The sequence below is a fragment of the Nitrospira sp. Nam74 genome (assembly GCF_965152615.1).
In genome coordinates this window covers 1,232,852-1,258,262 of sequence record NZ_OZ224220.1, presented here as the reverse complement: position 1 = coordinate 1,258,262, position 25,411 = coordinate 1,232,852, and the positions used below count along the sequence as shown (strand labels likewise).

Annotated in this window: 25 protein-coding genes and 1 tRNA gene; 12 read left to right on the top strand and 14 right to left on the bottom strand. The window is 53.6% G+C overall.

All coding sequences use genetic code 11. The features are described 5' to 3' along the window. Positions 1 to 558: 558 nt before the first annotated feature. Positions 559 to 1,716: a YncE family protein gene (locus tag ACWHYZ_RS06070; protein ID WP_447986390.1), complete on the bottom strand. Its 1,158-nt coding sequence runs from the start codon at positions 1,714 to 1,716 to the stop codon at positions 559 to 561. Positions 1,717 to 3,201: 1,485 nt separating this feature from the next. Further along, positions 3,202 to 3,834, bottom strand: coding sequence for a PEP-CTERM sorting domain-containing protein (locus ACWHYZ_RS06065; protein ID WP_447986389.1), 633 nt, complete (start codon positions 3,832 to 3,834; stop codon positions 3,202 to 3,204). Positions 3,835 to 5,188: 1,354 nt separating this feature from the next. Between ACWHYZ_RS06065 and ACWHYZ_RS06060 the strand changes: the two genes are divergently transcribed. The 3 genes from ACWHYZ_RS06060 to ACWHYZ_RS06050 all read left to right on the top strand — a co-directional run bounded on the left by ACWHYZ_RS06060 (position 5,189) and on the right by ACWHYZ_RS06050 (position 6,628). Next, positions 5,189 to 5,833, top strand: coding sequence for a hypothetical protein (locus ACWHYZ_RS06060; protein WP_447986388.1), 645 nt, complete (start codon positions 5,189 to 5,191; stop codon positions 5,831 to 5,833). Between the two features lie 140 nt (positions 5,834 to 5,973). Continuing rightward, positions 5,974 to 6,414, top strand: coding sequence for a response regulator (locus ACWHYZ_RS06055; protein WP_447986387.1), 441 nt, complete (start codon positions 5,974 to 5,976; stop codon positions 6,412 to 6,414). 46 nt (positions 6,415 to 6,460) lie between these two features. After that, a complete protein-coding gene (locus tag ACWHYZ_RS06050; RefSeq protein WP_447986386.1) occupies positions 6,461 to 6,628 on the top strand; it encodes a hypothetical protein in 168 nt (55 codons plus the stop codon). 7 nt (positions 6,629 to 6,635) lie between these two features. Here the strand turns inward: ACWHYZ_RS06050 and ACWHYZ_RS06045 are convergent, their stop codons facing one another. After that, the gene (locus tag ACWHYZ_RS06045) at positions 6,636 to 7,283 is read right to left on the bottom strand and encodes a response regulator (RefSeq protein ID WP_447986385.1); all 648 of its coding nucleotides are present in this window, start codon (positions 7,281 to 7,283) and stop codon (positions 6,636 to 6,638) included. Positions 7,284 to 7,721: 438 nt separating this feature from the next. Here ACWHYZ_RS06045 and ACWHYZ_RS06040 point away from each other — a divergent pair, with 438 nt between their 5' ends. Continuing rightward, entirely contained in the window at positions 7,722 to 8,051 is a 330-nt protein-coding gene (locus tag ACWHYZ_RS06040) for a hypothetical protein (RefSeq protein ID WP_447986384.1), read from the top strand. Positions 8,052 to 8,321: 270 nt separating this feature from the next. Beyond that, entirely contained in the window at positions 8,322 to 9,020 is a 699-nt protein-coding gene (locus tag ACWHYZ_RS06035; protein WP_447986383.1) for a hypothetical protein, read from the top strand. Positions 9,021 to 9,091: 71 nt separating this feature from the next. Here ACWHYZ_RS06035 and ACWHYZ_RS06030 read toward each other — a convergent pair whose 3' ends face one another. The 8 genes from ACWHYZ_RS06030 to ACWHYZ_RS05995 form a co-directional block, all read right to left on the bottom strand. Then, positions 9,092 to 9,487, bottom strand: a complete 396-nt coding sequence (locus tag ACWHYZ_RS06030) for a response regulator (protein WP_447986382.1) — start codon at positions 9,485 to 9,487, stop codon at positions 9,092 to 9,094. Positions 9,488 to 9,910: 423 nt separating this feature from the next. Then, positions 9,911 to 10,483, bottom strand: coding sequence for a response regulator (locus ACWHYZ_RS06025; protein ID WP_447986381.1), 573 nt, complete (start codon positions 10,481 to 10,483; stop codon positions 9,911 to 9,913). Between the two features lie 137 nt (positions 10,484 to 10,620). After that, entirely contained in the window at positions 10,621 to 10,959 is a 339-nt protein-coding gene (locus tag ACWHYZ_RS06020; RefSeq protein ID WP_447986380.1) for a PilZ domain-containing protein, read from the bottom strand. A 647-nt stretch (positions 10,960 to 11,606) separates the two neighbouring features. Further along, positions 11,607 to 11,954 carry a hypothetical protein gene (locus ACWHYZ_RS06015; RefSeq protein WP_447986379.1) on the bottom strand — a complete coding sequence of 116 codons (348 nt, stop codon included), beginning with the start codon at positions 11,952 to 11,954 and terminating at the stop codon, positions 11,607 to 11,609. A gap of 166 nt (positions 11,955 to 12,120) precedes the next feature. Then, positions 12,121 to 12,825 (bottom strand): hypothetical protein, encoded by a 705-nt coding sequence (locus tag ACWHYZ_RS06010; protein ID WP_447986378.1) that lies wholly within the window; start codon positions 12,823 to 12,825, stop codon positions 12,121 to 12,123. After that, positions 12,822 to 15,158, bottom strand: coding sequence for an EcoAI/FtnUII family type I restriction enzme subunit R (hsdR, locus tag ACWHYZ_RS06005; protein ID WP_447986377.1), 2,337 nt, complete (start codon positions 15,156 to 15,158; stop codon positions 12,822 to 12,824). Before hsdR ends, ACWHYZ_RS06010 begins: the two co-directional genes overlap by 4 nt. A gap of 9 nt (positions 15,159 to 15,167) precedes the next feature. Continuing rightward, complete coding sequence (locus ACWHYZ_RS06000) at positions 15,168 to 16,544, bottom strand: restriction endonuclease subunit S (RefSeq protein WP_447986376.1); 1,377 nt, start codon at positions 16,542 to 16,544, stop codon at positions 15,168 to 15,170. Beyond that, a complete protein-coding gene (locus ACWHYZ_RS05995; RefSeq protein ID WP_447986375.1) occupies positions 16,541 to 17,995 on the bottom strand; it encodes an N-6 DNA methylase in 1,455 nt (484 codons plus the stop codon). The genes ACWHYZ_RS06000 and ACWHYZ_RS05995 overlap by 4 nt, the downstream gene beginning before the upstream one ends. Positions 17,996 to 18,886: 891 nt before the next feature. Here ACWHYZ_RS05995 and ACWHYZ_RS05990 point away from each other — a divergent pair. The 4 genes from ACWHYZ_RS05990 (at position 18,887) to ACWHYZ_RS05975 (ending at position 21,500) form a co-directional block, all read left to right on the top strand. Beyond that, positions 18,887 to 19,105 carry a helix-turn-helix domain-containing protein gene (locus tag ACWHYZ_RS05990; RefSeq protein WP_447986374.1) on the top strand — a complete coding sequence of 73 codons (219 nt, stop codon included), beginning with the start codon at positions 18,887 to 18,889 and terminating at the stop codon, positions 19,103 to 19,105. An 11-nt stretch (positions 19,106 to 19,116) separates the two neighbouring features. Further along, on the top strand, positions 19,117 to 19,680 hold the full coding sequence (locus ACWHYZ_RS05985; RefSeq protein WP_447986373.1) for a hypothetical protein: 564 nt from the start codon (positions 19,117 to 19,119) through the stop codon (positions 19,678 to 19,680). Next, entirely contained in the window at positions 19,643 to 21,106 is a 1,464-nt protein-coding gene (locus ACWHYZ_RS05980) for a DNA primase family protein (protein WP_447986372.1), read from the top strand. Before ACWHYZ_RS05985 ends, ACWHYZ_RS05980 begins: the two co-directional genes overlap by 38 nt. 124 nt (positions 21,107 to 21,230) lie before the next feature. After that, positions 21,231 to 21,500: a hypothetical protein gene (locus tag ACWHYZ_RS05975; protein ID WP_447986371.1), complete on the top strand. Its 270-nt coding sequence runs from the start codon at positions 21,231 to 21,233 to the stop codon at positions 21,498 to 21,500. A 5-nt stretch (positions 21,501 to 21,505) separates the two neighbouring features. On the opposite strand, the gene ACWHYZ_RS05970 is transcribed toward ACWHYZ_RS05975, so the two are convergent. After that, positions 21,506 to 21,904, bottom strand: a complete 399-nt coding sequence (locus ACWHYZ_RS05970) for a hypothetical protein (protein ID WP_447986370.1) — start codon at positions 21,902 to 21,904, stop codon at positions 21,506 to 21,508. A 258-nt stretch (positions 21,905 to 22,162) separates the two neighbouring features. Here ACWHYZ_RS05970 and ACWHYZ_RS05965 point away from each other — a divergent pair, with 258 nt between their 5' ends. Genes ACWHYZ_RS05965 through ACWHYZ_RS05955 form a run of 3 tightly spaced genes read left to right on the top strand, consistent with a single transcriptional unit; the run spans position 22,163 to position 23,137 of the window. Further along, positions 22,163 to 22,381, top strand: coding sequence for a helix-turn-helix domain-containing protein (locus tag ACWHYZ_RS05965; RefSeq protein ID WP_447986369.1), 219 nt, complete (start codon positions 22,163 to 22,165; stop codon positions 22,379 to 22,381). Then, positions 22,371 to 22,844 carry a tyrosine-type recombinase/integrase gene (locus ACWHYZ_RS05960; RefSeq protein WP_447986368.1) on the top strand — a complete coding sequence of 158 codons (474 nt, stop codon included), beginning with the start codon at positions 22,371 to 22,373 and terminating at the stop codon, positions 22,842 to 22,844. The genes ACWHYZ_RS05965 and ACWHYZ_RS05960 overlap by 11 nt, the downstream gene beginning before the upstream one ends. Beyond that, the gene (locus ACWHYZ_RS05955; RefSeq protein WP_447986367.1) at positions 22,781 to 23,137 is read left to right on the top strand and encodes a tyrosine-type recombinase/integrase; all 357 of its coding nucleotides are present in this window, start codon (positions 22,781 to 22,783) and stop codon (positions 23,135 to 23,137) included. The genes ACWHYZ_RS05960 and ACWHYZ_RS05955 overlap by 64 nt, the downstream gene beginning before the upstream one ends. A gap of 156 nt (positions 23,138 to 23,293) precedes the next feature. Here the strand turns inward: ACWHYZ_RS05955 and ACWHYZ_RS05950 are convergent. Continuing rightward, positions 23,294 to 23,369, bottom strand: a tRNA-Thr gene (locus ACWHYZ_RS05950). A gap of 103 nt (positions 23,370 to 23,472) precedes the next feature. Beyond that, positions 23,473 to 25,347: a hypothetical protein gene (locus tag ACWHYZ_RS05945; protein WP_447986366.1), complete on the bottom strand. Its 1,875-nt coding sequence runs from the start codon at positions 25,345 to 25,347 to the stop codon at positions 23,473 to 23,475. Positions 25,348 to 25,411: the final 64 nt, after the last annotated feature.

The following is a 25,411-nucleotide window of genomic DNA, read 5'->3' as shown; positions in this document are numbered from 1 at the left end:
CCCCGGATACTATCTCCTTTCGCGCAGGCTTGGCGTTGTTTTACTCATGCATGTCACTCTATTGATCTGTCTGCCCAAAATAATTTTAGGACTCCATTTCCCAACCGATGTTGTCGCTGAGGCTTTACTAGCCATAAACAAAATCGACTCACAGTCCACAGCAATCGGGATAGGGGTTCTTGCCTTTATGAGGCCTGAACCCGGCTTGCACGACATCAGGAACTGCCAACTATCTTCGGATACATCCGCCTATCCTCTTACTAGGTTCAACGTTTTCTTGAGTTCATCAATCGACATCTCAAACGTACCGAGACGTTCGGTCCCCCGATGGAGTACGATTTCTCTAAAAGGCAACGCTTATTGCCAGCGGGGAGGATTTGCCTAAGCGTAGGCATTCAACGATGGCGATTAGCGGCCGCTTCGACCAGTTCAAGGTATGCTAGGCCGGCTTTGATGAAGAAAAGGCTGTAGCGGTTCTTCTGCTATAACAACATACGCTGAAGTCCCAGGCGGTCCCCCGGGCTCAGCGTAATGGGGACATCGAAGCGACTAACTCAGTCACTCCCTTTTGAAGTGGTTGGGCAAAAGCATGATACAGTTCGGGTTCAAGCCTTGCCGTTTCAGCGTGTCGATGGTCGTCAGCAGGGCTTCCTTCGTCAAATCGATCACCGTGATAGACCCATCACTCATCCCTTCTAAATTTAGCAGGCTGTTTTGGACGAACAGATAACGTTCGTCCGGCGAAAGGATCGTGTGATGTGCGCCTGGAGCGGCGGGAATCGCCTTGAGGAACGTCGGGCGCTGCGAGTTGGTATTGTCATAGAGATTGACATATCCCGGCTTCGCGGTGGTCACATACAGCCGGTCACCTTTGGCGTTATAGAGCATCTCCAATGGCACGCCCTGCTCCCTTGGCCCAAAGTCATCGGCCTGCTCAAACGAAAACGTTTTGTTCTTGGCATCCCACACTCCGACCCATAAGGTGCCTTCCAACATATTCGTGATGTGCACGACCGGGGGATCTGCATGAGGCACAAACATCACTTCCACCGGGGCCGCTTTTGATGGGGAGGGTTTCAAGGACACCTTATGGGTAGAGAGCAGCTTTCCGCTGCTGGCTTCCAACACCGTAACAGTTTCGCCCGCCTCAGACATATTGTCCGGCTTGATCGTGCTCGTGACGAGCAGACGGTCAATGCCATTGTGAATAGCAATGCCGTGCGGATAACTGATAAAGGGCGATGCAGGTCCGGACGCGCTAACGGCTTTGATAGCCCGATCCTCTACGGCGTCTCCCATAATGACATTGCTGGAACCCATACAGGTCAGATACCAGATTCGGTTGTCCTCCGACACGACCAGATCCTCCAAGACCTGGCATTCAGGGATCTCGACGGCTTTTAATCGATAGGGAAATCGTGTGAGGTCCACTACATGAAGAAGGCTTTTACCTAAGGCCGTAATATAGGCCTTGCTCTTGTCTCGATTGAAGAAAATGTGATGAGCAACAAGATCGGGCGCGAGTGGAATCTCCATCAAGACCTTGCCAAAATCAGCGGAGTGTGGATCGACGTCCATAATGGCAATGCCTTCTTTTCTTATGGATTGATCCCGCTTGCTTTCATAGTTCAGGAGCGCCAGTATTTCAGCAGGCGCGACAGATATCCACATCAGCAGCAGAGCAGACGATAAGGAGGAAAGGCGTAAATATTTCATAAATCCTCCATAGCTCAAGGGATCTCACACATACCGCCGATTGCTTGTGTTGGCAATACAGCATTCCTAGTACATGGCGATTCCATTGTATGGTGTTGTGAAAGCGGCTATGGTCTGGTCTGCTTAGCTACCTAGGTATTGTCCCCAGCAATGCCAGTGACAATCCATCCAATGGTGACCTGAAATTACGCTATCTTGGAATTTTTGGATGGAGACGTATAGATTCAGAAGAAGCTTTTGAATTGATCCTCACCATCATCACCGCCGTCCTGCCCAGCACCATGTCATCACTGTAGAGACAAGAGCGACAAAGCTTTCATGGTTCGTTCGATTGTGAATGCGGTTGTGCTAGTGTACTAAACGAGGCCAAAGCCGGGTTGGAAAGAGAATTCTAGACGACCTGAAGTCAAAGCTTCAGGAAGGAGAGAAAACTCAAACTGACAAGACTTTGACCTCTTTTTTTTGTCTTGAATTCACTGACAGCGGAATGCGATTACAAATTGTGAAAATCTTACCCAGCGGACATAGGGCCCTTCTTCCGTGCTTCGTACCGGCAATGTCCGCTTCGTTTCGCATCCGGCTAGCTTCTTCCTGTAGAACGCTCAAACACTAGGGATTATAGGTGGGTTCGAAAAAGTGGCGGATGCCCACGTGTCGATATGTCAAAAGAACCGGGCCAGCACGCAAAACAGCTGCATACTGAACGCCAATTAGAAGCGCAGCCAACCGGTGTAAAGAGATGCCGAAATGGGGTTTTCGTGATGCGGCACGGGGAATCGTTGCCCCTGACAACCTTCGCAAGCGTATTTTTTTGTGACGTGCTGTAGGCGTCCGGCCTCCGCCATACACGCTTCTACCATCTTCACCGTATCTTTGCCTCCATTCTGCCCCAACAAGGGGAGAATCCGATCTATGTGAAGGAACAGATGGAACACCCTCCCTAGCCGGTAGACCTTTACGGTCGTCTCATTTCAGACGGCAACAACCGGACAGTAGCACGGCTGGAGGGTCAGGGTCTGGAGACTATTTCAGTAAACCAACCCGCAAGCCTCGTGCAACACTGGTCTGTGGTAAAAGGGGGCGGTCTAACGGAAGTTATTAAGTATATGGAGCCGGCGATTGGGATTGAACCAACGACCTGCGGTTTGGGTTTGGTCGAAGGGAGGCAAGACAGGCACTATCGCGGGCACGATTTGGGCATACCGAGCTGCAACCCAATATTTCTGTTCACCCTCGTAATCGGTGATGCTTTCGACACTCCCGCCCCTTGTTCTGGCAGGTTGAGATAGGGAAAGAGGACCCCCCACGCTTAGGCATTGGCCCCTGTGCTCGAGAGAAAAAAGCGGCGAGGATATCTGGGAATCTAAAGAAACATGCCAATAGGCTGGCGGCCCACTGCCACTGCTCAGCTCAAGGGTTCCCTAAAAGACACAAGCCCCACACCATAAGGCGCGAGGCTCGTGAGGAAACGTCCTAAAATTCTAATTAAGCAGTGTGCTTCCGCCGCCACGCTGCCAGACCAGCGAGGCCTGAACCGAGGAGCAGCAGCGTGCTGGGCTCAGGTACTGCAGGGACATCACTGAACGGAAGATTGATCTGAAGGACTGCTGGACCTCCGCAACATTCCGCATAGACCAACTGAAATGGGAAGTTACCGGTTGGTCCCGTGTACGTAGCGATCGATGTGATGGGGGCAGTGGGAGCCGGGCTGAAGCCAAGATTATTGCCACCGATGATCAGGGTTATACCGTCATCATGCGTCACGGTGAACGTCTGTCCATTGGTAACAGAAACGAAACCCGTAAAATTAAGGATCGTACCCACGACACCGTTATCCATCAGCGAGGTCAGGGTGTTCGGAGTATTCTCCACGATATTGAAAGCGCCGCTGCTTGCCAGCCATGTCCCGACTGTCACGCTGGTTCCAGAAAAATTAAACGGCGAATTCACCGAGAAGGTGACGTCTGGAGTCGTTGCAGGAACATTCGCCGGGACGGCATTCAACGTAACCGCCTCAGGAACGTGCCAGAGATTGCCTGTGATGGTGTTTGCCTGTGCGAGGCTAACACCTGCGCAGAGAAAAGCCCCGGCAAGGGCCGCTACAAGTGACTTTTGCATTGTTTGACTCCTTTGATAGAAACATAGAATGGATCTGCTTGAGTAAGTGTTAAAGACGCACAAAAAATGCCAGCATCTAAGCGCTTAAAATCATTGAAGGTCATCACAGATTGACAACCACCAACCGTAAAGATTTCATACACATTCCCTGGATCTGAAAATGCTTATGCCCATAAGCTGATGTATTTACGTATATATATGGCCCATACTGACTTTGTCGAAAACTGTAAAAAAACATGACAGTTGCTGGCCTTATTACAAAGGCGCACCTGCATGAAGAACAAGGGATACGAGTCCAGACGCTTGACCACGGAAACGCTTTTTCCCCCACATTTTTACGTATATAGGCCCCCAAAGAGGCCCATAAAATCTTCCCGTAGAAAGCTACTCATCGCCATGCCTTCAAAATTTCAAACGCAATAGCGGAAGCCGTCTAGGGATCCGAGCGCCTCTTATCATAGCGACTTAGCGTGTGCTCTATGGATGCTTAAAGCTGGCTGGTTTTCTCGTCGGTGTGTGGGCCATCACCTGGAGCCTAGCGACTCTCTTTGCGTCTGGCCCGTGGTGGACTTCGATCCTCCTCATGGTACTTATCTCGCACTGCTGGCCAATTGCAGGCGTATCGAGGAGCTATGATGGCTTATGAAATTACGTCGGACTGAGGAAGGTTCGTTAACTCTAGCTTAGTTTGCAGGCTGGTATCCCTGAGAAGGTGGCTATCGCGATCGCTGGTCATAAAACACGGTCGGTTTTTGACCGATACGATATCGTAAATGAGGCCGACCTGAAGTTAGCTGCCAGACGCCTGTCGGGTACGGTTCACAGCAAATGGGCACCATTTCGGGCATAGTGGCCGACTTACAGCAGGAGCAGCGAGAAGATGTTGCAGTGTAAGACCTTGAAAGCCTTATTAAGTATATGGAGCCGGCGATTGGGATTGAACCAACGACCTGCGGTTTACGAATTACTTGCCAAGACCCACAATCGACAGAAGAGCCGCATGAATAAAGTGGATGATGTGCACAGGAATGGCCCATATAGGGTCGCCCGCCCGCAACCATGCAACCCCGGCGCAACCGGAATTTGACGCTCCTACCCCCCGGCACCCGAAAAAACGGCCCGCCATGTCACGTTGGGGTGCGCCTTAAACGCGGAGACGGATTTTCGGACTTGTGAGAATCCAGGTTCCCTAACTTTATCTTCTCCATTGATGATACCGGCCCTAGACTCGACAGGACTCATTCATCAATTCCTTGCGGTTATCTAGGCGGTTATACTAAGTCTATTAGCGTAGTAGTAACGTCTACATTACCTATACCGTACTCGCGGGAGGGCCTGCTATAGATATGCACTGATGGGACGATGTGGACTCACTAAAGAGAGGCGGGCCGGCGGTGACCGTCGCGTCGCCGACAGACGCCAGGGGGTGCTGCCCGCTCCCCATGAAAGGCTGAGTATCCGGCATGTCGCCGCAGCCTCTATCCTTATTCTCACCGTCTTTGGCATCGATGTAGTCGTGTCTCTCGGTGTCAGTGTTTGCTTTTTGTACGTGGTGCCTCTAACGTTCCTTGCGATGTACTCTACGCCCCGACAATCGTCCCCTATCATTGCGATCGCGGTTGTGTCGGCCCTACTGACCGTGCTGGGCTTTTTTCTCTCGGCGCCGGGGCCGATAGGGTTTGACGTTGCCAATCGCTTCTTTGCCGTCACGGTGATCGGTATCACGGCGATGTTTTCTCTGCTACGAAAACGAGCGGAAGAAGACGTGAAGGTGCTTCAGGGGCTATTGCCGATTTGCGCGTACTGCAAGAAAATTCGGGACGACAGTGGGTACTGGCAGCAGATCGAGCGGTATATCGCGGCACGGTCGAAGGCAGACTTCAGCCACGGGATGTGTCCCGACTGTGGACCAAAACATTTCCCCGGTCTCTATCCTGAAGTGTCCACGAAGGCATCGGCGTGCTATCAGAAGGGACTGTTCAGCCAGCCCGAAGGCTGAACAGGGACCAACCCGCTCATCAAGCAGAATACCTCTAGATGGCTCTACTGTAATAGGGTCGACTACTCGTCCTACCTTCCTCTTCGCTGATAGCGCGGTCGTTTGCCGATAAATATTCTGCGATACAAAGGAAGTGGGATATGTCCACCTCTGTCCCTCGTATTCTGCTCGTCGATGACGATCCCGTACTGTTGCAGGGGCTGTGCGACATGCTGACGTATCGTTTACGGCCCGTGGTCGTGGTCGTTCATGCCTCATCGGACGACGTGGTCCCTAAGGTACGAGAGGGCAACTATGATGTCATAGTCTGCGACCTTAAGATGCCGCGCCAGGGTGGCCTTGAAGTCATCCGCGACATTAAAGCCGCGCAGCCCGATCAGGCGGTCATTTTGATTACAGGCTGCATTGAAGAAGCCATCGAGCAGCAGGCACGCGATGAGGGAGCCAATGCGATTCTTCGGAAGCCGTTCGACCGCGATCAAGTGGTGAGCGTAATCCGGTCGCTGATTGAGTTGTCTCGGCATCGCTGCCCCACCATAGGGGAAACGGGCGCCGGAGGACTAGCAAGGCCGCCGGTGTAGCGGACACCGCGTAAACAAGAACGATTAGATCGACTTATCATTCCCTATGCAAAACGAGATTGTAACGCATATCTGGAACCGGGGTTTTTACTGGACGATTAAAAAGAGCGTTGACGGGTATTGGTACCGGGGGAAAGATGATTTGGAGTGGAAGTCAGGGTTGCCGCCCGGCGTGAACGTGGCCGAAGCGAATCGGGCGTTCCGCGCAATTTAACAAGCCACTACGGCCCTCGCTGCTCCTCCGCTATTTGACGCTGCTGTGGGGTTCTGAGGTTCCGTAACTCACGTTGCAGCCGCTCTCTGTCCTTTTCGCACTCCATCAGTTTTAACTCCCGGCCTACTACGGCTTCCTCAAATTGGCGCGACTCGGCCAGCTCCTCTTGCAATCCTTCATTTGCCAACTCCATATGCTTCAGACGCTCACCTAGTTGCTGGTTCTGACGCTGCAACTCGTTCACGGTGGTCCGGGCCTGTTGCAAGCGAGTGGACATTCTTAAGATCGTTTTAATCATGGCGAGGAGTTTGGTGCTATTGGCTGGCTCATATAGATATCCATCTGCTCCGGTCGTCAGTCCATTGATAAAGTCGTCATCACTGGTAAACCAGGCCGACGCCATGAGGATCGGAACCGTAGGGTCAATCGTCTTGAGCTGCTGACAGAGACTGAATCCGTCGATATCGGCAAGCTTCACGTCGAGCAGGACGAGATGAGGCGGGTCAGTGCGGAGTGTCTGTAACGCCGTCTGTCCGCTGTGCGCCTCTCGGACGTGATAGCCTGCCTGACGTAGAATATGAGCCCAGAGGTATCGGGTGGCAGCATCGTCATTAACGTTGAGAATTTTCGTTTCGGCGGGGGATATCACAGGCATCGATCGACCTTATATGAGTGTCTATACTGATGGCAGAAGCTAGCCACTCTGTCCGTAAAGGTCAATAGGACCGCCCCATTTGTTTATGTTATCTACATTACATTTGCCCTACGGATACAGCCATCGGCTCATAGGGGAAGGTAGGACCTGGCAATTTTTCAGGAGTGTGTGCTTACGCCTCTCTCTTTCTCGCTTAGAACGAGGATGAAGAATGCCAGGTACACACATCCTGAGATTTTTGCCAGGTTGACCGGCATCACATAACCATCCTTCTCAGCTTACCCCTATGAGCTGTCGCGTAGCGTGATCCACGTCAGTGAACCACACGGCTGATCTGCATGATCTCCGACCTCTCGCATCGTCCCTGGCTGATGTTTCAGGACTACCGCGACATATATAAAACTGCGGTTGCAAACATGCTATAGGGAGGCGTACGGCATGGAGTTGGGAGCGTTAGGAAGCTCGGATATTAGTCTGGTCGCCGGATGGCTAAGCCAAACGGAGAATTACCAATGGCTAGACTTCGGCAATGGCATTCAGACGCTATCACCGGCTTTGCTGAAGCTGATGAGCCAGAATGCGAAGTACTGTTGGAGGCTTTATTGGCCCACCGGCAGGAACCACCCCATCGGCTTGGTCGGACTCACCCATATTGATACACGCTTCAACACAGCCCTCTTGTGGTATGTGTTAGGCGATAAGACATGCGCCGATAAAGGACACACGACGGCAGCCGTGTCGAAACTGTTGGGGGACCGCCTTCAATGAGCTTGGTCTTGAGGCCATCAGCGCGTGGACCGTCGAAGCCAACCATCCTTCAATCCATGTTCTAGAAAAGAATCGGTTTCGCTACATGGGCAAACAGCGGGCCTGTCATATTGCCAATGGGACAGTCATGGACCGACTGCTGTTCGACTTGGTTTCTGAAGATTTCCCCCAATACAGTGAACGCTACGCCGCGTGATGATCGGCCTGCCAACGCTATCGGTCTAACCCCCCAACGATATTCACAGAATGGAGTTCCCAGCCGGTATGGACATGAATAACATTCGTCTGCTGCAACGCATCGAGTATTGGTCTCTTACAACACGCACAGTCCAACGGGGAACCGTTGTCTGGATTAGCCCCCGCCGTGACCTCATCGCGGTTCAATCGGGGATACAGACCGAGTTTCTCAACAGAGCGGAGCTCGCCTATAACCCCTGTGCACCTGCAACGGATGAAGACTTTCATCGCATACCGGCTGCTGACCCGCAGCATCGTCCAGACCGACAACGCTATCTGAGGGTATTGGCGTCGGCCTATCCTGACTATTGTGTCTCTTCTCTGACCGTGCTTGAAGGCGTTCGCACATCCTGCCGAACAGGGACAAGATGGCGCGTCTTCTGCCAAGCCGCCGTGTTGCATCATCCGCACAAGGGACTGCTCTTAGACGTCGAGGGAGACAACGTCTGGTATGGGGCTGTGACCGTCGGGGACCTCACTACCTTAGCCGCCAAGCCCTGGTCGCCCTATGTCGGCGTCCCGAACCAATGGGACGCCCTTGATATCCCGCAGCAAGAAATGGCGAGAATTGTAAGCGACGCTACGGACGCATTGACCCATCACACGGTGATCCCGTATCCGCCTGCCATCGTGGTCGAGACGAACGGCATTCCAGGCCGTGTGCTACCACACGATGCCTCACGGCACGACTTTCCCTCGTCGGATCAGCGTTCTTGCGCTCGCCTGGAATAGTTCTCCATCTCTTCATTCCCTGTCTCATAGCGAGTATGCCGCACGCTCTGCGGTCAGGACCGAACGGCGTGTTAACGTGGGCTGTCATGCTTCTGTTCTAACAGCCGCTTCACAACCGTACACAGCAGGGAAAACTCAATGGGCTTCGGTAGACAGGCGACTAATCCGAGACGCTCGGCTTGTTCTTGCCCGCTCTTGATGTCCCATCCGGTTATCATAATGATGGGAATATCGGGCTGGGTACGCCGAAGCTGTTCCGCGAACTTGAATCCGTTGGTGCGTGGCATGACGATATCGACAATAACGGCGTCGTAGCGAGCGGTCTTAGCGGCGATGAGGCCGCAGGCCGCAGAATCAGCGACATCTACGGTCAGGGACTGTCCCCTAAACGCGAATCGCAGGCGATTAGATAAGGCGATCAAGCATTCTGGATCATCATCAACGAGTAGTATCTGAGGACTTGCCATAGGGTAAGCCTAACCTCTGCATAGCCTTACGGCTAGCGGAGGATGCCCACCTTGTCCGCGAATTCACGGGCCGCAGCATGTCCCAATTAGACTGACACTGTTCGCTTGATTCGGGTGGTTGTTCACGCCAGATCGACGGCTTGACGTTTGGCACACTGGGCCGAGTGGATACGGTACGGGAAGAGAACTGGGGGACAGCGTGGGGCTTCAGCGTATATTGGGACGATTCTCGAAAGAAGAATCGCTACAGCCTCTTCTTTACCGAAGCTGACTTGGATTGCTTTGAGCTGGTCGCAGAGACTGCTGCTCGTCCTATCGTTGAACGCCTACGCTTATCCAAGTCTTCCCCCCTGCAATTAGCGTTGCCCTTTACAGAGATGGCTGTCCCCGATGTTCAGCCGCGTTTATCTGCGAAGGCGTTTACTAAACGGACATAGCTGCCGTTTGCGTCGTATGCATGAGCTGACGCTCGTCATGCTTTATGGCAATCGATTGGCGGGATAGTTTCAAGCCATGCTTCACCGCAGACACGAACTTGTCTCGATCAAACGGTTTGGCAATGAAATCTGACGCACCTGCTTCAAAGGCTCTAGCCATGAGCCTGTCATCGGCATGGGCGCTCATCATCAATACGAATAGGGGGGTATTGGGCCGCAGTTGCTTCACGACGTTCAAGAACTCCAAACCATTCATGTTTGGCATGTTCACATCTAGGATCATGGCATCGTAGGCATTGACTCTAACGAGGTCTAATGCCTTTATTCCTGAATCAGAGACATCTAACGTTAACGGTCCGAGATGGAACTCAATGGTATCCGAGAGCGCATTGAGTAAGGCGGGGTCGTCATCGAGGAGGAGGAAGCGAGGCAGCTTGCGGCTGGAACAGTGGCTCGCTTCAAAGACGGACTTTAATTCTTCCCCCATCAGCCCGCCCTTCGGGAAGTGCATGGATTCGTGTCTATTTTGGTTCCCAGCATAGTGATTCGGTGTATTCATCGCATTCCTCTTCAGTAGGTCCGATTGCCGACATGCTAGTCCGTTCGTGCCTACTTGTCTATCGCTGTATATACTACGTATAAGTGGTCGGGGTAAGGACGGACAGTAAGAACTTCTTTACCGCTCTGCTATGAAATTCAAAGGGGCAGCGATCCCCGGACCGCAAGGTTCGCAATGCATTGGTCCAATAATAATCGGTCCGTCGGCTCCACTTGAAGGAACTTCACACCAAAATATTGATCTTTGATGGTCCATCCAACAATGGCCGCGTCGATTTTGACAGGATCGGTGTTGGGCGACACCGTGAGGCGTAGTTTGAGCGAGGCACCAAGTGGAGGTGTGCTGGCCGTTTCAATTTTACATCCCCCTGTCGATAGCTCATACAGCGTCCCGGTGCCGTGTGTGTTCCCGGAGAAAATGACTGGGACTGCATTGAGCAACTTCCGAGCGATGCGGGCATGGCTTTGACGCTCCATCGGTATCCTCCTCAGCACGATTGTCATGTTGTGTGTACGGCCAGAGAAGATGCGCTGCTTGTCAATGTGCGTGGACGGCGGAACGGGCGGCCCGGACAGCCGCCCGTTTACGAACCGTTAGCCTCGTTCGGCGAGGCGACGCCGCTCCGCGTCGCTCTCGCCTCCCAGTGTCCAACCCATCACCACCAGCATAGCCGTCACCGTGGCAATGCCTACGATCAGCGTCACCATACGACCTCCAAGTTCTTGTTAGCTTTAGGAGCAAACAGAAAGAGAGAAGTGAGTGTGGACATTACGCAGCGCGGTTTGATGCCGAGACGGTGCCGAGCAGAAGCAAGACCATACCAACGAGCGTAAATCCGGTCATCAAGATTCCCCATTCCATGCGATACAACCCCTTTGTAAAGATGATGTCGGCACTAATGCTCTGCCTAGCCTGGCAGATGTAGGATTGTTGCCTACACCAGAAGTATACATTAGCCTACTCCTGCGTCTAGGTATGATTAGCAAGTAAAATGGCACTGGTGAACCAACTAAGTGAGCGCTTCGCGTTGACATTGACAGAGATTTTTCTTGCGCAGAGGGTGGCGGCAGCGACACGGGGCAACGTAGCGGCAGGTGTAGGCGCTGCCTCGTTTCCATGATAATCAGTGCGTCGTTTTTCCATGAGCGACACGCTCGCCGATCTCGATAAGGACTTGGAGATGCACAAGAACGTCCTTCGCCTGCTGGGCCGTCAGGCCGGTTGAATGGAAAAGCTTCAAGATATGCTTTACAAGAATGTCGGTCTTGTTCGGATCGGTGGCAAGGTTAGTGTAGGGTGCAGCAGCGGTGGGATTACGGCGGCGAATCTCCATTAACATCTCTAGCACTTCGCGCTTCGTAATGAGGCCCTTCGCGGTCAGCACTTCAGCAAGGGCTTCCAGCTCCCATGCGTTGGAGAGCGTCAGTTCATCGAAGGTCACCAGTTTCTTTTTATCTAAACTATTTGCCATCGTTCTTTGCTGTCAAAGTATTGGGAGCTAACGATAGCGCAAAGGCTGCGGTGGAAAAGTGCATAGATGGGGAGTGGAAAACCGAAGTCACCCAAGACAACCGAAACGGGGCTTTATTGTCAGCAAGGTGGACCCAACAGATATAGTAGAGTGGTGGGAACCATCGCTAGCAGCGAAGAAACTGTATTCGCTTTACAGATGTGAGCATTGCCTTTGCCTTCCTTACCTTCTCAGGGTCTTGACGACTAATCTGTCCTTCCTCGAACAGTCCCAATTGAGCCTTGTCAATGTCGTCGTCAAGCGACACCCATCCCGCCAAATAGCCTATTAGGTCGGCATAGCAAAGTCCGACGTGATAGCTTTTGGATTGGAGGCTCATAACATCTTCAACCAGTTTGTATCCGCGTTCGCCCAATGCCTCAACTGTTGAGCTCCTTAGGACGGAAGGCTCTACCCTAGAGTTTTCATCGGCAAATACCGAACAAAGATGCTTTCCGCCTCGATGGTTACGAGCGAGCGGCAATAACTTCCTAAGCGCCTTTCGGACTAGGTCACAATGTGATTTCTCGCCATGCTTGCCCCAGGCAAAGATAACTCGCAACTTCGCATTCTTGCCAGCAAGGTTGAGCGACAATAGACGTTCCGCTAATGTTAGCCTTTCATCAATGGTGATGTTTGGATCGCCTTGCTTTTTGGAAAACAAAAACTTGCCTTTGAACTCATGCTTGTCGCTCCATCCCGACTTCTGCATATGTATTCCAAATTGGTCGCATACACTGCTGTAGTGGTTTGAGTCAATGCTTACCAGGCAGACCCCATAAAAATTAGGATCTTTAGTGGTTCCTGTCTCGTCGATAAATAAGAACTTCATGGTGCGTTGTATCGAGGCACTTCATGATACAGATACTTCTGAAAGCCCGCGAAGAACTTTCCGATGTCCTCCGGCTTGCCTAGTGCCGCCACAGCGTCCGCGATGGAGTCGTGGTACATGAGCCGTAGCAGCGGCGTTAGCTTTGACTGGTCTAGCTCGTCAACCCCCTCCTTCACATAATGTGAAAGGACGAAGTCTAGGAACACCTGCTGCTTACTGTTGAAGTGAGTACTGATCTGCACCTTGGCCTTGGCAGCACGATCTTCACGACTTAGTGGCTGTAAGGCATATGCAACGTGCGCCAGCACGTCGAAGAGGTCGCTTTTTTCCGCGTCGATGATCTTCTGCATCTCAGCAAGTTGATCCTTACCGAAACCTTTCTCAGCCAGTCCTTCTAAGAGTTTGCTCCGTGTGTCGGGAACGCTCCACAGGGCGCGGAGTTCCGCTTCGTCTTTGAAAAACTCCGGCAGCTTGCCGAAGAGCAGTTCCAGGAACTGTTGAGCGGACATCGGGGTGCCGTCAGGATGCCAGAAGGTCGTCAGCATCATGTTTTGTATAGTGCGGGCCTTTCCGTCGGATAGTCTGACTTTAATTTTCTGCGGGCGTGGTTGCGGCTCCGGGCGCGTTCCAGGCGGTGTAGGCGGTCCAGACAGGCGTTTCGGCCACGACTCCTTCGGCTCCGGTTCAATCGGTTCGCCGTCCCATTCGGGGTCGTTGAAGTGATGGTGCGCCTTTACGAAGTCGTAGATCGTGAAGTAATCCTTCCCGTCGTAGAGCCGCGTCCCACGCCCAATGATCTGCTTGAACTCAATCATCGAGTTGATGGGCCGCATCAGCACGATGTTGCGGATGTTGCGAGCATCCACGCCGGTAGAAAGCTTTTGTGATGTGGTGAGGATCGTGGGGATCGATTTTTCATTGTCCTGAAAGTCGCGCAAATGTTGCTCACCCCGTTCGCCATCGTTGGCAGTCACGCGATGGCAGTAGTTCGGGTCAGTGTTCGTTTTCATTTGATTAATCAGGTCACGCACGGCTAGTGCATGGTCCTGAGTGGCGCAGAAGACAAGCGTCTTGTCGTCCTGATTAATCATGTCCATGAAGAGCTTAACCCGGTGCGCTTCGCGTTCCTTGATCTCAATGATCTTGTTGAAGTCTGGTTCCTTGAACAGCCTTCCTGCCTCTATCTCGCCGTCGATTAACGTATCGTCGGGCGTATAGACGTACTCGTCCAGCGTCGTAGAAATCTGCTTCACCTTGAAGGGTGTTAGGAAGCCGTCGTTGATGCCGTCTTTCAATGAATAGACATATACCGGCTCTCGGAAGTATCGGTAGGTGTCCACATTGTCCTTGCGCTTCGGAGTGGCGGTCAGGCCGAGCTGCACCGCTGGAGCGAAGTAATCCAGAATGCCGCGCCAATTACTTTCGTCATTGGCCCCTCCGCGATGGCACTCGTCGATGACAATGAAGTCGAAGAAGTCTGGTGGATACTGACCGAAGTAGGGCGAGGGTTGACCGTCCTTCGGCGGTCCGCTCATAAAGGTCTGGAAGATGGTGAAGAAGAGACTGCCGTTTGTTGGAACGCGCTCTCTGCGGCGAATCTCGTCCGGCTCGATCCTCACCAATGCATCTTCTGGGAATGCCGAAAAGGCATTGTAGGCTTGATCTGCGAGGATGTTGCGGTCGGCAAGGAAAAGAATACGGGGGCGGCGCGACGGTTCGCGGGTCAGGTTCCAGCGGCTGTGAAACAGCTTCCAGGCGATCTGAAAGGCAATGAACGTCTTGCCCGTCCCGGTGGCAAGTGTCAACAAAATGCGGGGCTTGCCTTCGGCGATGGCCTCCATCACCCGCTCAATGGCGATGTCCTGATAGTAGCGTGTACCATACGTGCCGCCCTTGTCCTCAAATGGCACGGCAGCGAAACGGTCTCGCCAGACGTTCTGCTTGGCGAAGGTAAGGTCCCACAGTTCGTCGGGCGTGGGATAGCAGGTAAGGTCATCCCGCTCCTTCCCTGTCTCCATATCGACACTATAGATGCCCTGCCCGTTCGTGGAGTAGGTGTAACGAATGGCGAGCTTGCCTGCATAGGCTTTTGCCTGGCCCACGCCCTCACTGAGTGGCTTATTCCATGCCTTCGCTTCGACAACGGCGAGCTTACGATTGCGATGGACCAGCACGTAATCAGCAACGTCCTCTTTTCCACGTCGCCCGTTGCCTTCTATACGGCCTAGCGTAATGCGATATTCGCGAAGGATGCGGCTACCCTCGACGACGCCCCAGCCCGCCTTCTTCAAGGCTGGATCAACATGCTCGGCGCGGGTTTGAGCTTCGTTCATGGACGCTTTTTAGAGATGGCCGGTGAAGGCGTGGTGCAGTAGCGATTGTTGTAGGGCGTCCAGTGCGGCGACCTTGCGCTGGTAGACGGATTCCAAGCGTTGCGTTTCTTTACGTAGAGAGTCCAGTTCACTTACGACACGGAGCTGCTCACCAAGAGAGGGATGACAAATGTGAAATGCTTTAGCTTCCGGGAAGTAAATTGTCTGATGCACTGCTCCACTGGCGAAGCGTAGGAGCTGACGCCCCTCCGCTAGAAAAAGATATTTGAGGAAGTCAGGATTTAGCTCATCCGAACAGACCCAGTTTACGAAATCCTGACTAGTCGCCATTGGTCGCGCCATGACGACTACATAACCTACCGATGCTGTTCTTGAAAGACAGACAGTGTTTGGAGGCAAAATTCTTGCGGACGAGTTAGCAATGCCTAACTCGTTAGTGTGCTGCGAAGTGTCCTCTATCTTGCAGCCATGATGCTCCCTGGCGTCCTGTATGCCTATCCAAGGAACCGATCCCCCCCAGTATTCAGGGTGCTTTCTGCTGGGAGTGTGACCTGATTCGAGTCTTGCCAACTGGGTAAGTGGACTCCATCGCCATCCTTTTCGTGATGCTGTCTTAGGCATTCCAACAGCCAGTGCAAACCTCCCCGGTATGTGACGTAGTGTGGCATCCCGGCCCCCAGTCTTCGTAATATTGACGCCACCGTCGTTAGCAAAATTTAACTTAGAAGCGTGGGATAGCCCATCCTGCTTATGAGCTTTGAAACATTCGCCTTGCAGAGTGGTCTGACGATCAGGGTTCTTCCAGGCTGACTCCTCCCCCTGCTGGGTAAAGACCGATTGCAGGTGGCTGTCAAACAATCCGCTGGCGTTTCGAAGGTTCTTCTCGGCGTTGGTTTTGGCGGTGGCGATGCCATCGAGGGCTTCGTCGAGGATGCGGACGACGCGGTGCTGGTCTTGCAGTGGCGGTAAGGGAAAATTGATGTCAAGAATTTGCCGTGAAGAAAGATGTTTTACCGTCGTATAGCCTGTGGCATCTTCTATCTCTTTCAAGTAGCTGTTCACACCGTAGAATAAGAACCTTGGCGAGAGATCGTCGATAAACCCTTGAAGACGGCACACTCGTTGGTTCAGTAGTGCCGGTCTTCCCTTCCACTCATAGCATCCGAACTCACCGTCCATCCCGATGAGGAAATCACCAGGTTTGACTATATACTTTTCGTCGAATTTACCAGTAAATCTTGTTTCAGTTTCGATTCCAACTTTAAGATCACGAATGCGTATGAGCGGTATCCCAACTGACGCCGAGAATTGTTTGGAGTCGAATGCGTAGCCATTCTGAACTTCAACCAGGGCAGACAGCTTCTTTGCTTTCCAGTTCGTCTTCATAGCAGGCCCCTGATTGTTGCGACTATTTTCGCGCTCTCGCCGTCTAGTGCGTTAATTTGGTCCAAGATTTCCTTCGGACTACGGTGTGCCACCTCATCCGAGCCGTTTGGATTCTTCACAGAGAGGTCGTAGGTTATCGTATCGATGCTCTTGACATCTATGCTCCACGACTTACGGGAATCGGCAAACTTCTTTTGCAACTTGATGAAGTCAGCGAGGTCAGCATCATTGAGCGGGTTCGTCTTGCCAAGGTTTCGGCCAGGGTCGAGCTGGTAGTACCAGACCTTCCGGGTAGGAGCGCCCTTCTCAAAGAACAGCACCACCGTCTTGACCCCTGCGCCCTGGAACGTCCCACTAGGGCAGTCTAGGATGGTGTGCAGATTACAGCTTTCCAGCAATAGCTTACGTAGGCTGACTGAGGCGTTATCGGTGTTGGAGAGGAACGTATTCTTGATAACCACGCCGCCCCGCCCCCCAGCCCTCAGGATTTTGATGAAGTGCTGAAGGAACAGGAACGCGGTCTCGCCGGTGCGGATGGGGAAGTTTTGCTGCACTTCCTTACGCTCTTTACCGCCGAAGGGCGGATTGGCTAGCACCACGTCATAGCGGTCCTTGTCTTGGATGTCGGCGAGGTTCTCAGTGAGGGTATTCGTGTGGACGATGTTCGGGGCCTCGATGCCATGCAGGATCATATTCATGATCCCGATCACGTAGGCCAGAGACTTCTTCTCCTTGCCGTAGAACGTGCGCTCTTGGAGCGTTTTGGCATCCTTCGTGGTGAGGTTGGGCTTGGCCCTCAGATATTCAAATGACTCGCACAAGAAGCCTGCTGAACCACAGGCACCATCATAGATGCGGTCCCCGATCTTCGGCTTAACGACCTGGACGATGGCCCGGATAAGGGGACGTGGGGTGTAATACTCGCCGCCGTTCCGCCCGGCATTGCCCATGTTCTTGATCTTGGCTTCATAGAGATGGGACAGTTCATGCTTCTCTGTCTGAGAACGGAAGCGTAGTTCATCGATGTGGTCGATGATCTCCCGCAGGTTGTAGCCACTGGAAATCTTGTTCTTGATCTCCCCGAAGATCTCGCCGATCTTGTACTCGATTGTGTTCGGGCCGGTGGCCTTCAGCTTGAAGCCGTGCAGGTAGGGAAAGAGCTTCAGGTTCACGAAATCGCGCAGGTCATCGCCGGTCATCGCCTTGTGATGGTCGATCTGGCGGTCCTTGTCTTTTGGCGCGGCCCAGCTTTCCCAGCGATTGTCTTTATCCAAGATGAACGAATACTTCTTACCGTCCAGCCGAGCCTCCATTGCCCTGTCCTGTTCCAGCCCGTCCAGGTATTTCAGAAACAGTAGCCATGAAGTCTGTTCGGTGTAATCCAACTCGGTCGTACAACCCGCCTCTTTCCACAGAACGTCGTCAATATTCTTGAAGGCTTGCTCAAACATGGGTGGCCCTATACATGCGTTAGGTAAATGAACTAATGGCGTGCGAGCGTATGCTGTGACCTGACGAGTGTCAAGAGGGCCATTGGTCTTACATTAGAGCCAAGCGAACCCATAGCCAACCTGGACATGGAAGGCCCTATCGGATGCCGTATCTAAGGTAGGCCGCTCAGAGCCGTACGTTGTTGGGGAATTGAAGGGTGTTGTGCCGTGTGGAATATCCGACTGATGTCGCTCTGAGACAGACATCCCTGAAGTGGCCGCCCCTGTGACAGCCATCGTGGGTGAGGATTGGACGGTATCCAGGCTGAACGATGTGAGTGCAGAAGCAGGGATGATCGCCAGCCCGCCGACGTGCCTAAACTGTCCGGCAGTACCAACCATACCGAGTCCCTGAAGGGTTCCGTCGTATGGGATGAGGGGACGATACGTGGCAGAAGGCGCGGTGATCCATAGCGCCCTCGTTCCATGCCGTCTTTCCGCCTCACGATCACTTGGCGTCCTTCCATCCCGTAGCTAATCTCCAATTCTGAATCTTCACACTTCATTTCGCCCAAAACCGGACCGTTTGGATCATTCAGCCCTCAGGGGGCCGTACGGGAAATAAATTCCCTCGTATGCAGTTACGCCAACCGAAAAAACTTAATAGACGCCGTAAGGAGGAGCGATGTGGCGGATTTGAGAGTCATACGCAAGCAGTAGTGCCCTAAGGCGTAGCAATGGCTTCGTGGGCCGGAAAATTGGCCCTGACAGGCGTTTCTAACAAAATTATCGAAGGCCAGCCGTATGGAAAGGCAGGTTCTTCGTATTCCGTGATGCCAAGGACAAATCGGACCAACTTCGTGTTCCGAAACCCGCGCCATGCATACGGCGCATCACCATAGGAGGTTTCTCATGGCTGCTGCAACTGAACCGCTCATCTACCACGTCTCGGATGTGGCCCGCCTGTTGGGCTGCAAGGTGTCGTCGGCTCGTCGGCTCCTTGAGCAAGGGGTCATTCCATCTCGGCGGCTGGGCCGCAAGCTCGTTGTGCTGCCCGATGAACTAGAGACGCACTTGAAGAATCTGCCGAACGGGAATGCCAACGCACAACGAGATGGATGGCCGGGCTGAAGGAGGGAGACATGCCGCAGGCACCAAACGATAACGATATCGCCGTTCATACGATGGACAACGTATTGAGCCGGTTAGAGCGGGTGCGGCCTACCTCACGGGGGTGGTCGGCCTGCTGCCCTGCACACCCGGACCGGACACCGTCCCTGTCACTGGCGGAGGGCGATACCTGCGTCTTGATGAAGTGCTGGGCGGGGTGCGAGTTGAACGAGATCGCAGCGGCTATGGGCATTCGTGTCGCTGACCTCTTTTACCACCCGGCATCCGGCAAACGACGCACGGGCAGATCGGTCAGCAAGCGTAGGGATTGGCGGAAAGAGGCAGCGGCCCTTGAAGACAAGGCCCTGACGTTACGGCTTGATGCCGACGCGGTCTTTCCGTTCGCGTGCAACCTCAATACGACCGCCTGGACGGATGAGGATTGGGATGCAGCCACCGATGCTGTCTGTGGCGCGTACCAGAAAAGGGAACGTGCTGAAGCACTGGAAGCTGAAGCGTTCAAACTACGTTACACCAACTTAACAAAGGGGAAGGCCATTGGACGAACAAGCAGAACGGTTAAAAGGATTGGCTGACGCCTTCGCGGATAGAGAGCTGAAATCGGACTGGAAGATACTGAAGACGACAGCATCGACCAACGACAAGCGAGCAAAAAGGTTTCTGGCCGCTGACGCGGCGGACCAATACCTAAAGCTGCGGGGCCTCCGGCGGGAAGGCTTGCTTCTCCTACGGTATTACCGACGCGGCTGGTATCGGTACGACGGCACAATATATGTGCAACGGGACGCGGACGATATCAAAGCGGATGTGATGCGGTACCTGCGCCAAGTCGATAAGAAGCTAGCAACACCGGCCTTTCAAGCGGGGGTGATAGCGAATCTCCATGCCATTTGCGAGATGCCCACTCTTATTGATTTGCCTGCCATGCGGATAGAGAGGGGCTGGGAGACGCGACCTGATCTGATTGTCGTGCAAAACGGGATCGTGGACATCAAATCTCCCTTACGGGGAGTGAGTGAGAGGCTCATTGTTCCGCATACGCCGTCGTTCGTCAGTACGGTCCTATTACCGTTTGCCTATGATCCTAGTGCTGTTTGCCCGCGCTGGGAATCGTTCATCGCAAGCGTATTGCCTGACCCCGAATGCCAATGGCTCATACAAGAAATGTTCGGGTATTGCCTGACATTTGATACGAGCCAGCAGAAATTTTTTCTACTTTTCGGAGAAGGCGCAAACGGTAAGGGGGTGATCCTTCGCGTCCTTCGGATGCTCTTGGGACTGGAGAATGTCAGTAGTGTCCCCCTGTCTCGGCTCGGTGAGCGATTTGATCTCGCTTTAACGTTGGGGAAACTCGTCAACCTTGCGTCGGAGGTCGATAACGTGCGGCAACTGGACGAGGCTGTGATTAAACAGTTTACGGGGGAAGACCCCATGCGGATGGAGAACAAGTACGAGAAACCCTTCACCGCCATGCCAACAGCCAAGCTGATTATTGCCGCCAATTCCACCTTGCCCTTCAAGGATCGTAGCGAGGGAATATGGCGGCGGTTGATTGCCATACCGTTCCCCGTGACTATCCCGGAGGCCGAACAAAACAAAAATCTCACTGTAGAGCTGGCCGAAGAGATGAGTGGAATTTTGAATTGGTCGATAGCGGGGCAGGCCCGGTTACGGGAACAGGGGCGATTTACCCAACCCAAAGTTAGTCAGGATGCCGCCTGCGAATTTAGGCGTCAGGCCAATTCAGCCCGTCTGTTCTTAGAAGAATACTGCACCGCAACGACGGGCGTGTATGTCAACAAAGGAGAGCTGTATCAGTCGTACTGCACCTTCTGTAAACAGGAACGGCATGAACCGCTCAAAAGCCATGAGTTTAGCAAGGAGGTCCTGAAGCACTTCCCCTCTGTGACCGACAAGGCACGGCCCCGCGTGGGAGAGGCCAGGCTAACGTGCTATGGCGGGTTGTCGTTGCACCCCAATGCACCATCGCCATTCCTGTGACTGGTACAGCTGGTACAGCGTACAGAGCATCTTGTTTAAAACTTTGGTGCGATGAAAAAGAATAGAAAAGAGTGGACACATCACTGTACCGACTGTACCAGCAACCTGGTGCCTGGGAGTAGACGTGCCGGGTAGTGCGCTACAGCCTGGCTATCTACCTTTGCGCGATGCGGCTGCGTGGGCCGGAGTGTCTCTGAAGACCATGCGACGTTGGTTTGTTAAAGGCTTGCCGCGCCATCAAGCCGGACCACGGGAGAAGGTCTTGGTTCGCCTGACGGATATTGAGATGTTTCTCACGAAACAAGTGACGCCGCAGGTTAATTTGGGCGCGATGGTGGACGATGTATTGAAGGGGCTAAATGGAACGGATCGCACCTTGCGCGGACGTCAGTGAACCGATCAGATGTATTCCTTCGGCTCGGCTTTGGGCTTTGGGGGCATAATGCGAAGATCGAAACCGAAATGCTTATCGGAAGGGTCTGGGGACCGCCGAAAAGTCCCTTCGAGGCTCATGGCATCATCCGGCTGGCTCTTGCCGTTGGGAAACAGCTTTAGAAGCAGATGGGTGGACTCTTCGCCGTCCGAGCTGGGCGTCGTTGTGGCATCCATCTCAATGCGGTCTTGGATGACCGCCAGACCCTGCGTAATCGTCTCTGTAAGAATGCGGCTGCCGTGATTCAGTATGTCATTGAGCGACCATGTAGACGGTGTAGACGGTTGTTCCCCCGAAGCGGCAGACGCCGGGAGGACGGAAAGGGCCGCCATGACGGTCAACGATGCCAGGATCAGTCGATACATACGTTTAGTCTCCATGATAATAGGGGTCGGATTGGTATCCCTCGGCCTCGTACCACTGCAATGCGACAGCCCCGGAAAGCCAAAGGAGCGTTATGCCGGAGCAAACGACAGCCACCACCCCGATCACAGTGGCGACAACATATTCCATGTCTATCAGTGTGCCGCCCATTAGAGGGAACAAGCAATTCGGAGAAGGGCTTAAGCCGCCTTACCTATAGTAATATTGCGTTGCAGGTAGCATATATGCTATCATGTGGTATGCTGCGCTTGCGGGAACATCGGGAACGTCTTGGCCTCACGCTCCGTCGATTGGGAGACCTTTCAGGGGTGCATTACGTGGCCGTGGCCCGCTTAGAGGCCGGGAAGCTTGATCCTCGACTGTCCACGCTCATAAAACTGTGCAAGGCCCTTGGCATTACGCTCAATGAGCTGGTTAAACAACCCAGAAACAAAGGAGGGCTAAAGCATGGGAGTTAAAGTCCGTGAATGGAAGGGCGCATGGTGGTTATTCATCAATCATAATGGGCAGCGTAAAGCCAAACGAGTGGGCGTCGGGGATGTGGGTAAGAAAGCGGCTCGCCAGGCCGCAGGCCAAATACAGGCTCGTTTAGCATTGGGGGAGCACGGCGCTTTACAGAATGCAGGAACCATTTCATTGGAACAGTACGCCGGGACATGGCTAGAGCGCATCCAGCATACACGGAAACACTCAACATACGATGATTACCAAAAAATCTTAAAACGCGATGTCCTACCGATGCTCGGCTCCTTGAAATTAAGCCACATAAGCCGAGAGAAGGTCAAAGACCTTGCCATTGCAGGATTGACTTGGCCTTGCAATGGGACAGCATTCACCTGGAAGGACGGTTCATCGACGTGCAACGCAACTATTCCCGTGGAGAGATATGCACCCCCAAAAGCGGGGAATGCCGCCGCGTAGATATGTCGAAGGAACTCCGGGACGCACTGAAACAGCTCCATACCGAGCGGCAGTCGGCAGCCGCCAACGGATGTACGGAGATGTCGAAATGGGTCTTTTGCAACGAGGCGGGCGGAATTCTTGATCCTGACAATCTTCGCAAGCGTATCTTCCGCAAATTGCTGAAGGCATCTGGCCTCCGCCGCACACGCTTCCATGACCTTCGGCATACCTTTGCTTCGCTTCTTCTGCAACAAGGCGAGAGTCTCGTCTATGTGAGCAGATGGGACATTCCTCGATTCAAGTCACGGTAGATCTTTATGGGCATCTCATTCCAGGCGGCAACAAACGGGCAGTAGACCGGCTGGACAGTCATAGTGTGAAGAGTGTCTCAGTAACCCCATTCGCAACCCCCGTGCAACCGTGGTCCCGCGTACGAGGGGGGAGTGCAACGGAAGCCATTGAATATATGGAGCCGGCGATTGGGATTGAACCAACGACCTGCGGTTTACGAAACCGCTGCTCTACCAACTGAGCTACGCCGGCGCTGGAGTACAGCAAAGACACAAGGCGGGCACAGGACATCAATATGATAGCGAGGAGTTTGCGTGTGTGTCAATCGTCCTCTTCAGGTGGTCTTCATGTCAACCTACTTAAGACGTGAGAGCGGCGCGCCACCGGATTTGGAAGTGGTATGCACGGGAGGAGCACAGATCGGATGCTGAGCCTGCTGATATGTTTTTGTAGCTGTAGCGGTGACGTGCTCCCCGACATATCCACATAGCTCCCCTACCGCCACGAGGCCATTTTCATCACGATCGGCCGCCCCGCCGAGACCTTTCAGTAGAAAATACGTAAATAGGCCATGCCGCCCCTCTTCGTACTGAAGAGCCTGTTCGTGCCCGCTTGTCCCTACAATTTGCACCAGCTTCTCACCGCGAAGTGCCGCTGGAACGGGGGCCCATGTCGGTTCCCTTCCATCGGCCGACGGCTCCGTCCCGTTTGAGGTCCAGGTCAGGTCCATCATCAGCACGGCGCGGTGAATCGGGAGACGAGCCAATGCCTCATGCACCCTGCGGAGCGAAACCAACCGAAGAGGTGAGCCCGGGTCGCCTTCATGAGGAATGAGTGACACGGCGCCCGTAGAAGGACTCACGAGCGCGCGACCCGCAATAAAGATCATGACCTCACTGCCGGGTTGGACTTGGTTAGGGAGCCACTCTTCGAAAACTTCGACGAAGTCATCTTTAAGCGCGCGGGTGTCGGTGAGCAGCTGGATATGCTCGGTCGGAATGCCACTGAGCTTGTTAAAATAGTCGGCCATGATCTCGGCATCGTGCGCGGCGAACGGTACGGGGAGCAGCGTGGGATGTCTGAAGGCGCCGATACCGATCGCAATGCCGATGGTCTTTTTCTGTTCCGGTCCTCGAGCGTTGTCTGGAATACGATCGACTTCGTCCTCCCATGATACACGTGGGTTGTCATGAGAAGGATGCCATTCGATAGGAAACTTCTTCTGAACAGGCGAGGCTCCATTGGCGGCTACGACGGACAGCACCAACTCACCTTGGCGCACAACATCCGTAGGCGGTATGCGGGCACTCACAACGACGCGCTTCATCTCACTTGGTCGCATGTCGCCGACGGGAACCGGGTTGGCGAACTGCTCCACCAATACGGCTGTGCCTGAAAAGCGAATGACGACGTCTTTTGCAGGGATCGCGCCTGTATTGCTCACCTCCACTTCCATCGTGACTTTTTCACCGCTCTCGAGTCGTTCATTGGTCTGGCCTTCCCGCAACATCACGCGATAGGCCAATGATACAGTCTGGGAGGCCGCTGTGGGTGGCGGCGCTGTGGGTACAGGGGCCACCGCGCCCGGCGGTGAGGCGGCCATTTGTGGAACGGGAGAAGAGACCGTAGGTCCACCGTTTGAGGTTTTGCGTTCGGCGGCCTCTCGGATCTTCGTGGACGTGCCGAGATGCTTCTTAAGTCCTTGTGTCAGATTCGTGACGGCTTCATTGGCTACAGCTCCGAGTCCCTTCACCTCACAGCTCTGGCCTTCTGTCTCAACGGTGCCATGGGCCTCGGTTCGCAGATTCTTGGTGTACATGACATGGCCGTCAGCGTCCGTATAAGAAATTGTTGCACCGACGATGACTGTGACGGGGTATGTTTTGGAGGTTTGGCGTGGAATGAAGAGATCGGCTTCCTTCAACCCCAACGCCACATCGACCGCTCCATCTGCTTTTTGCGCGGCCGGTGGGATCTGAATCCGTTGAAACACCAGCCCCATGTCTTTTTTAAGTGAGGCAGTCAGCCGCTCGCCGACCGATACCGCCTGCGGTCGGCCGCACGCATCCGTATACTCCAGCGACGCATCGGTAACACTCGGATCAAGACGCAGGTCAACCGTCAGCGGAAGCCAGTACCCGTCCGGTTCACTAAACCGGCTGAAGATCTTTGATGTCCCGCTACACCCGGACAGTGATATCAGAAGGAGCACGATGACCAGGCGAGGCATCAGGACATATCTGAACGGCCGATCGGCCGGAAGACGAGGCGAACCTCTCACGACGCAGGTATAC

Excerpts from the sequence above, each read along its gene's own strand:
- ACWHYZ_RS06020 (WP_447986380.1), bottom strand. The coding sequence starts at position 10,959 with ATGGAGCGTCAAAGCCATGCCCGCATCGCTCGGAAGTTGCTCAATGCA.
- ACWHYZ_RS05965 (WP_447986369.1), top strand. The coding sequence starts at position 22,163 with ATGCTGCGCTTGCGGGAACATCGGGAACGTCTTGGCCTCACGCTCCGT.
- ACWHYZ_RS06065 (WP_447986389.1), bottom strand. The coding sequence starts at position 3,834 with ATGCAAAAGTCACTTGTAGCGGCCCTTGCCGGGGCTTTTCTCTGCGCA.
- ACWHYZ_RS06035 (WP_447986383.1), top strand. The coding sequence starts at position 8,322 with ATGAATAACATTCGTCTGCTGCAACGCATCGAGTATTGGTCTCTTACA.
- ACWHYZ_RS06000 (WP_447986376.1), bottom strand. The coding sequence starts at position 16,544 with ATGAAGACGAACTGGAAAGCAAAGAAGCTGTCTGCCCTGGTTGAAGTT.
- ACWHYZ_RS05985 (WP_447986373.1), top strand. The coding sequence starts at position 19,117 with ATGCCGCAGGCACCAAACGATAACGATATCGCCGTTCATACGATGGAC.
- ACWHYZ_RS06025 (WP_447986381.1), bottom strand. The coding sequence starts at position 10,483 with ATGAATACACCGAATCACTATGCTGGGAACCAAAATAGACACGAATCC.
- ACWHYZ_RS05960 (WP_447986368.1), top strand. The coding sequence starts at position 22,371 with ATGGGAGTTAAAGTCCGTGAATGGAAGGGCGCATGGTGGTTATTCATC.
- ACWHYZ_RS05995 (WP_447986375.1), bottom strand. The coding sequence starts at position 17,995 with ATGTTTGAGCAAGCCTTCAAGAATATTGACGACGTTCTGTGGAAAGAG.
- ACWHYZ_RS06045 (WP_447986385.1), bottom strand. The coding sequence starts at position 7,283 with ATGCCTGTGATATCCCCCGCCGAAACGAAAATTCTCAACGTTAATGAC.
- ACWHYZ_RS06010 (WP_447986378.1), bottom strand. The coding sequence starts at position 12,825 with ATGAAGTTCTTATTTATCGACGAGACAGGAACCACTAAAGATCCTAAT.
- ACWHYZ_RS06060 (WP_447986388.1), top strand. The coding sequence starts at position 5,189 with ATGGGACGATGTGGACTCACTAAAGAGAGGCGGGCCGGCGGTGACCGT.
- ACWHYZ_RS05970 (WP_447986370.1), bottom strand. The coding sequence starts at position 21,904 with ATGTATCGACTGATCCTGGCATCGTTGACCGTCATGGCGGCCCTTTCC.
- ACWHYZ_RS06040 (WP_447986384.1), top strand. The coding sequence starts at position 7,722 with ATGGAGTTGGGAGCGTTAGGAAGCTCGGATATTAGTCTGGTCGCCGGA.
- ACWHYZ_RS06055 (WP_447986387.1), top strand. The coding sequence starts at position 5,974 with ATGTCCACCTCTGTCCCTCGTATTCTGCTCGTCGATGACGATCCCGTA.
- ACWHYZ_RS06030 (WP_447986382.1), bottom strand. The coding sequence starts at position 9,487 with ATGGCAAGTCCTCAGATACTACTCGTTGATGATGATCCAGAATGCTTG.
- ACWHYZ_RS06015 (WP_447986379.1), bottom strand. The coding sequence starts at position 11,954 with ATGGCAAATAGTTTAGATAAAAAGAAACTGGTGACCTTCGATGAACTG.
- ACWHYZ_RS05945 (WP_447986366.1), bottom strand. The coding sequence starts at position 25,347 with ATGCCTCGCCTGGTCATCGTGCTCCTTCTGATATCACTGTCCGGGTGT.
- hsdR (WP_447986377.1), bottom strand. The coding sequence starts at position 15,158 with ATGAACGAAGCTCAAACCCGCGCCGAGCATGTTGATCCAGCCTTGAAG.
- ACWHYZ_RS06050 (WP_447986386.1), top strand. The coding sequence starts at position 6,461 with ATGCAAAACGAGATTGTAACGCATATCTGGAACCGGGGTTTTTACTGG.
- ACWHYZ_RS05990 (WP_447986374.1), top strand. The coding sequence starts at position 18,887 with ATGGCTGCTGCAACTGAACCGCTCATCTACCACGTCTCGGATGTGGCC.
- ACWHYZ_RS06070 (WP_447986390.1), bottom strand. The coding sequence starts at position 1,716 with ATGAAATATTTACGCCTTTCCTCCTTATCGTCTGCTCTGCTGCTGATG.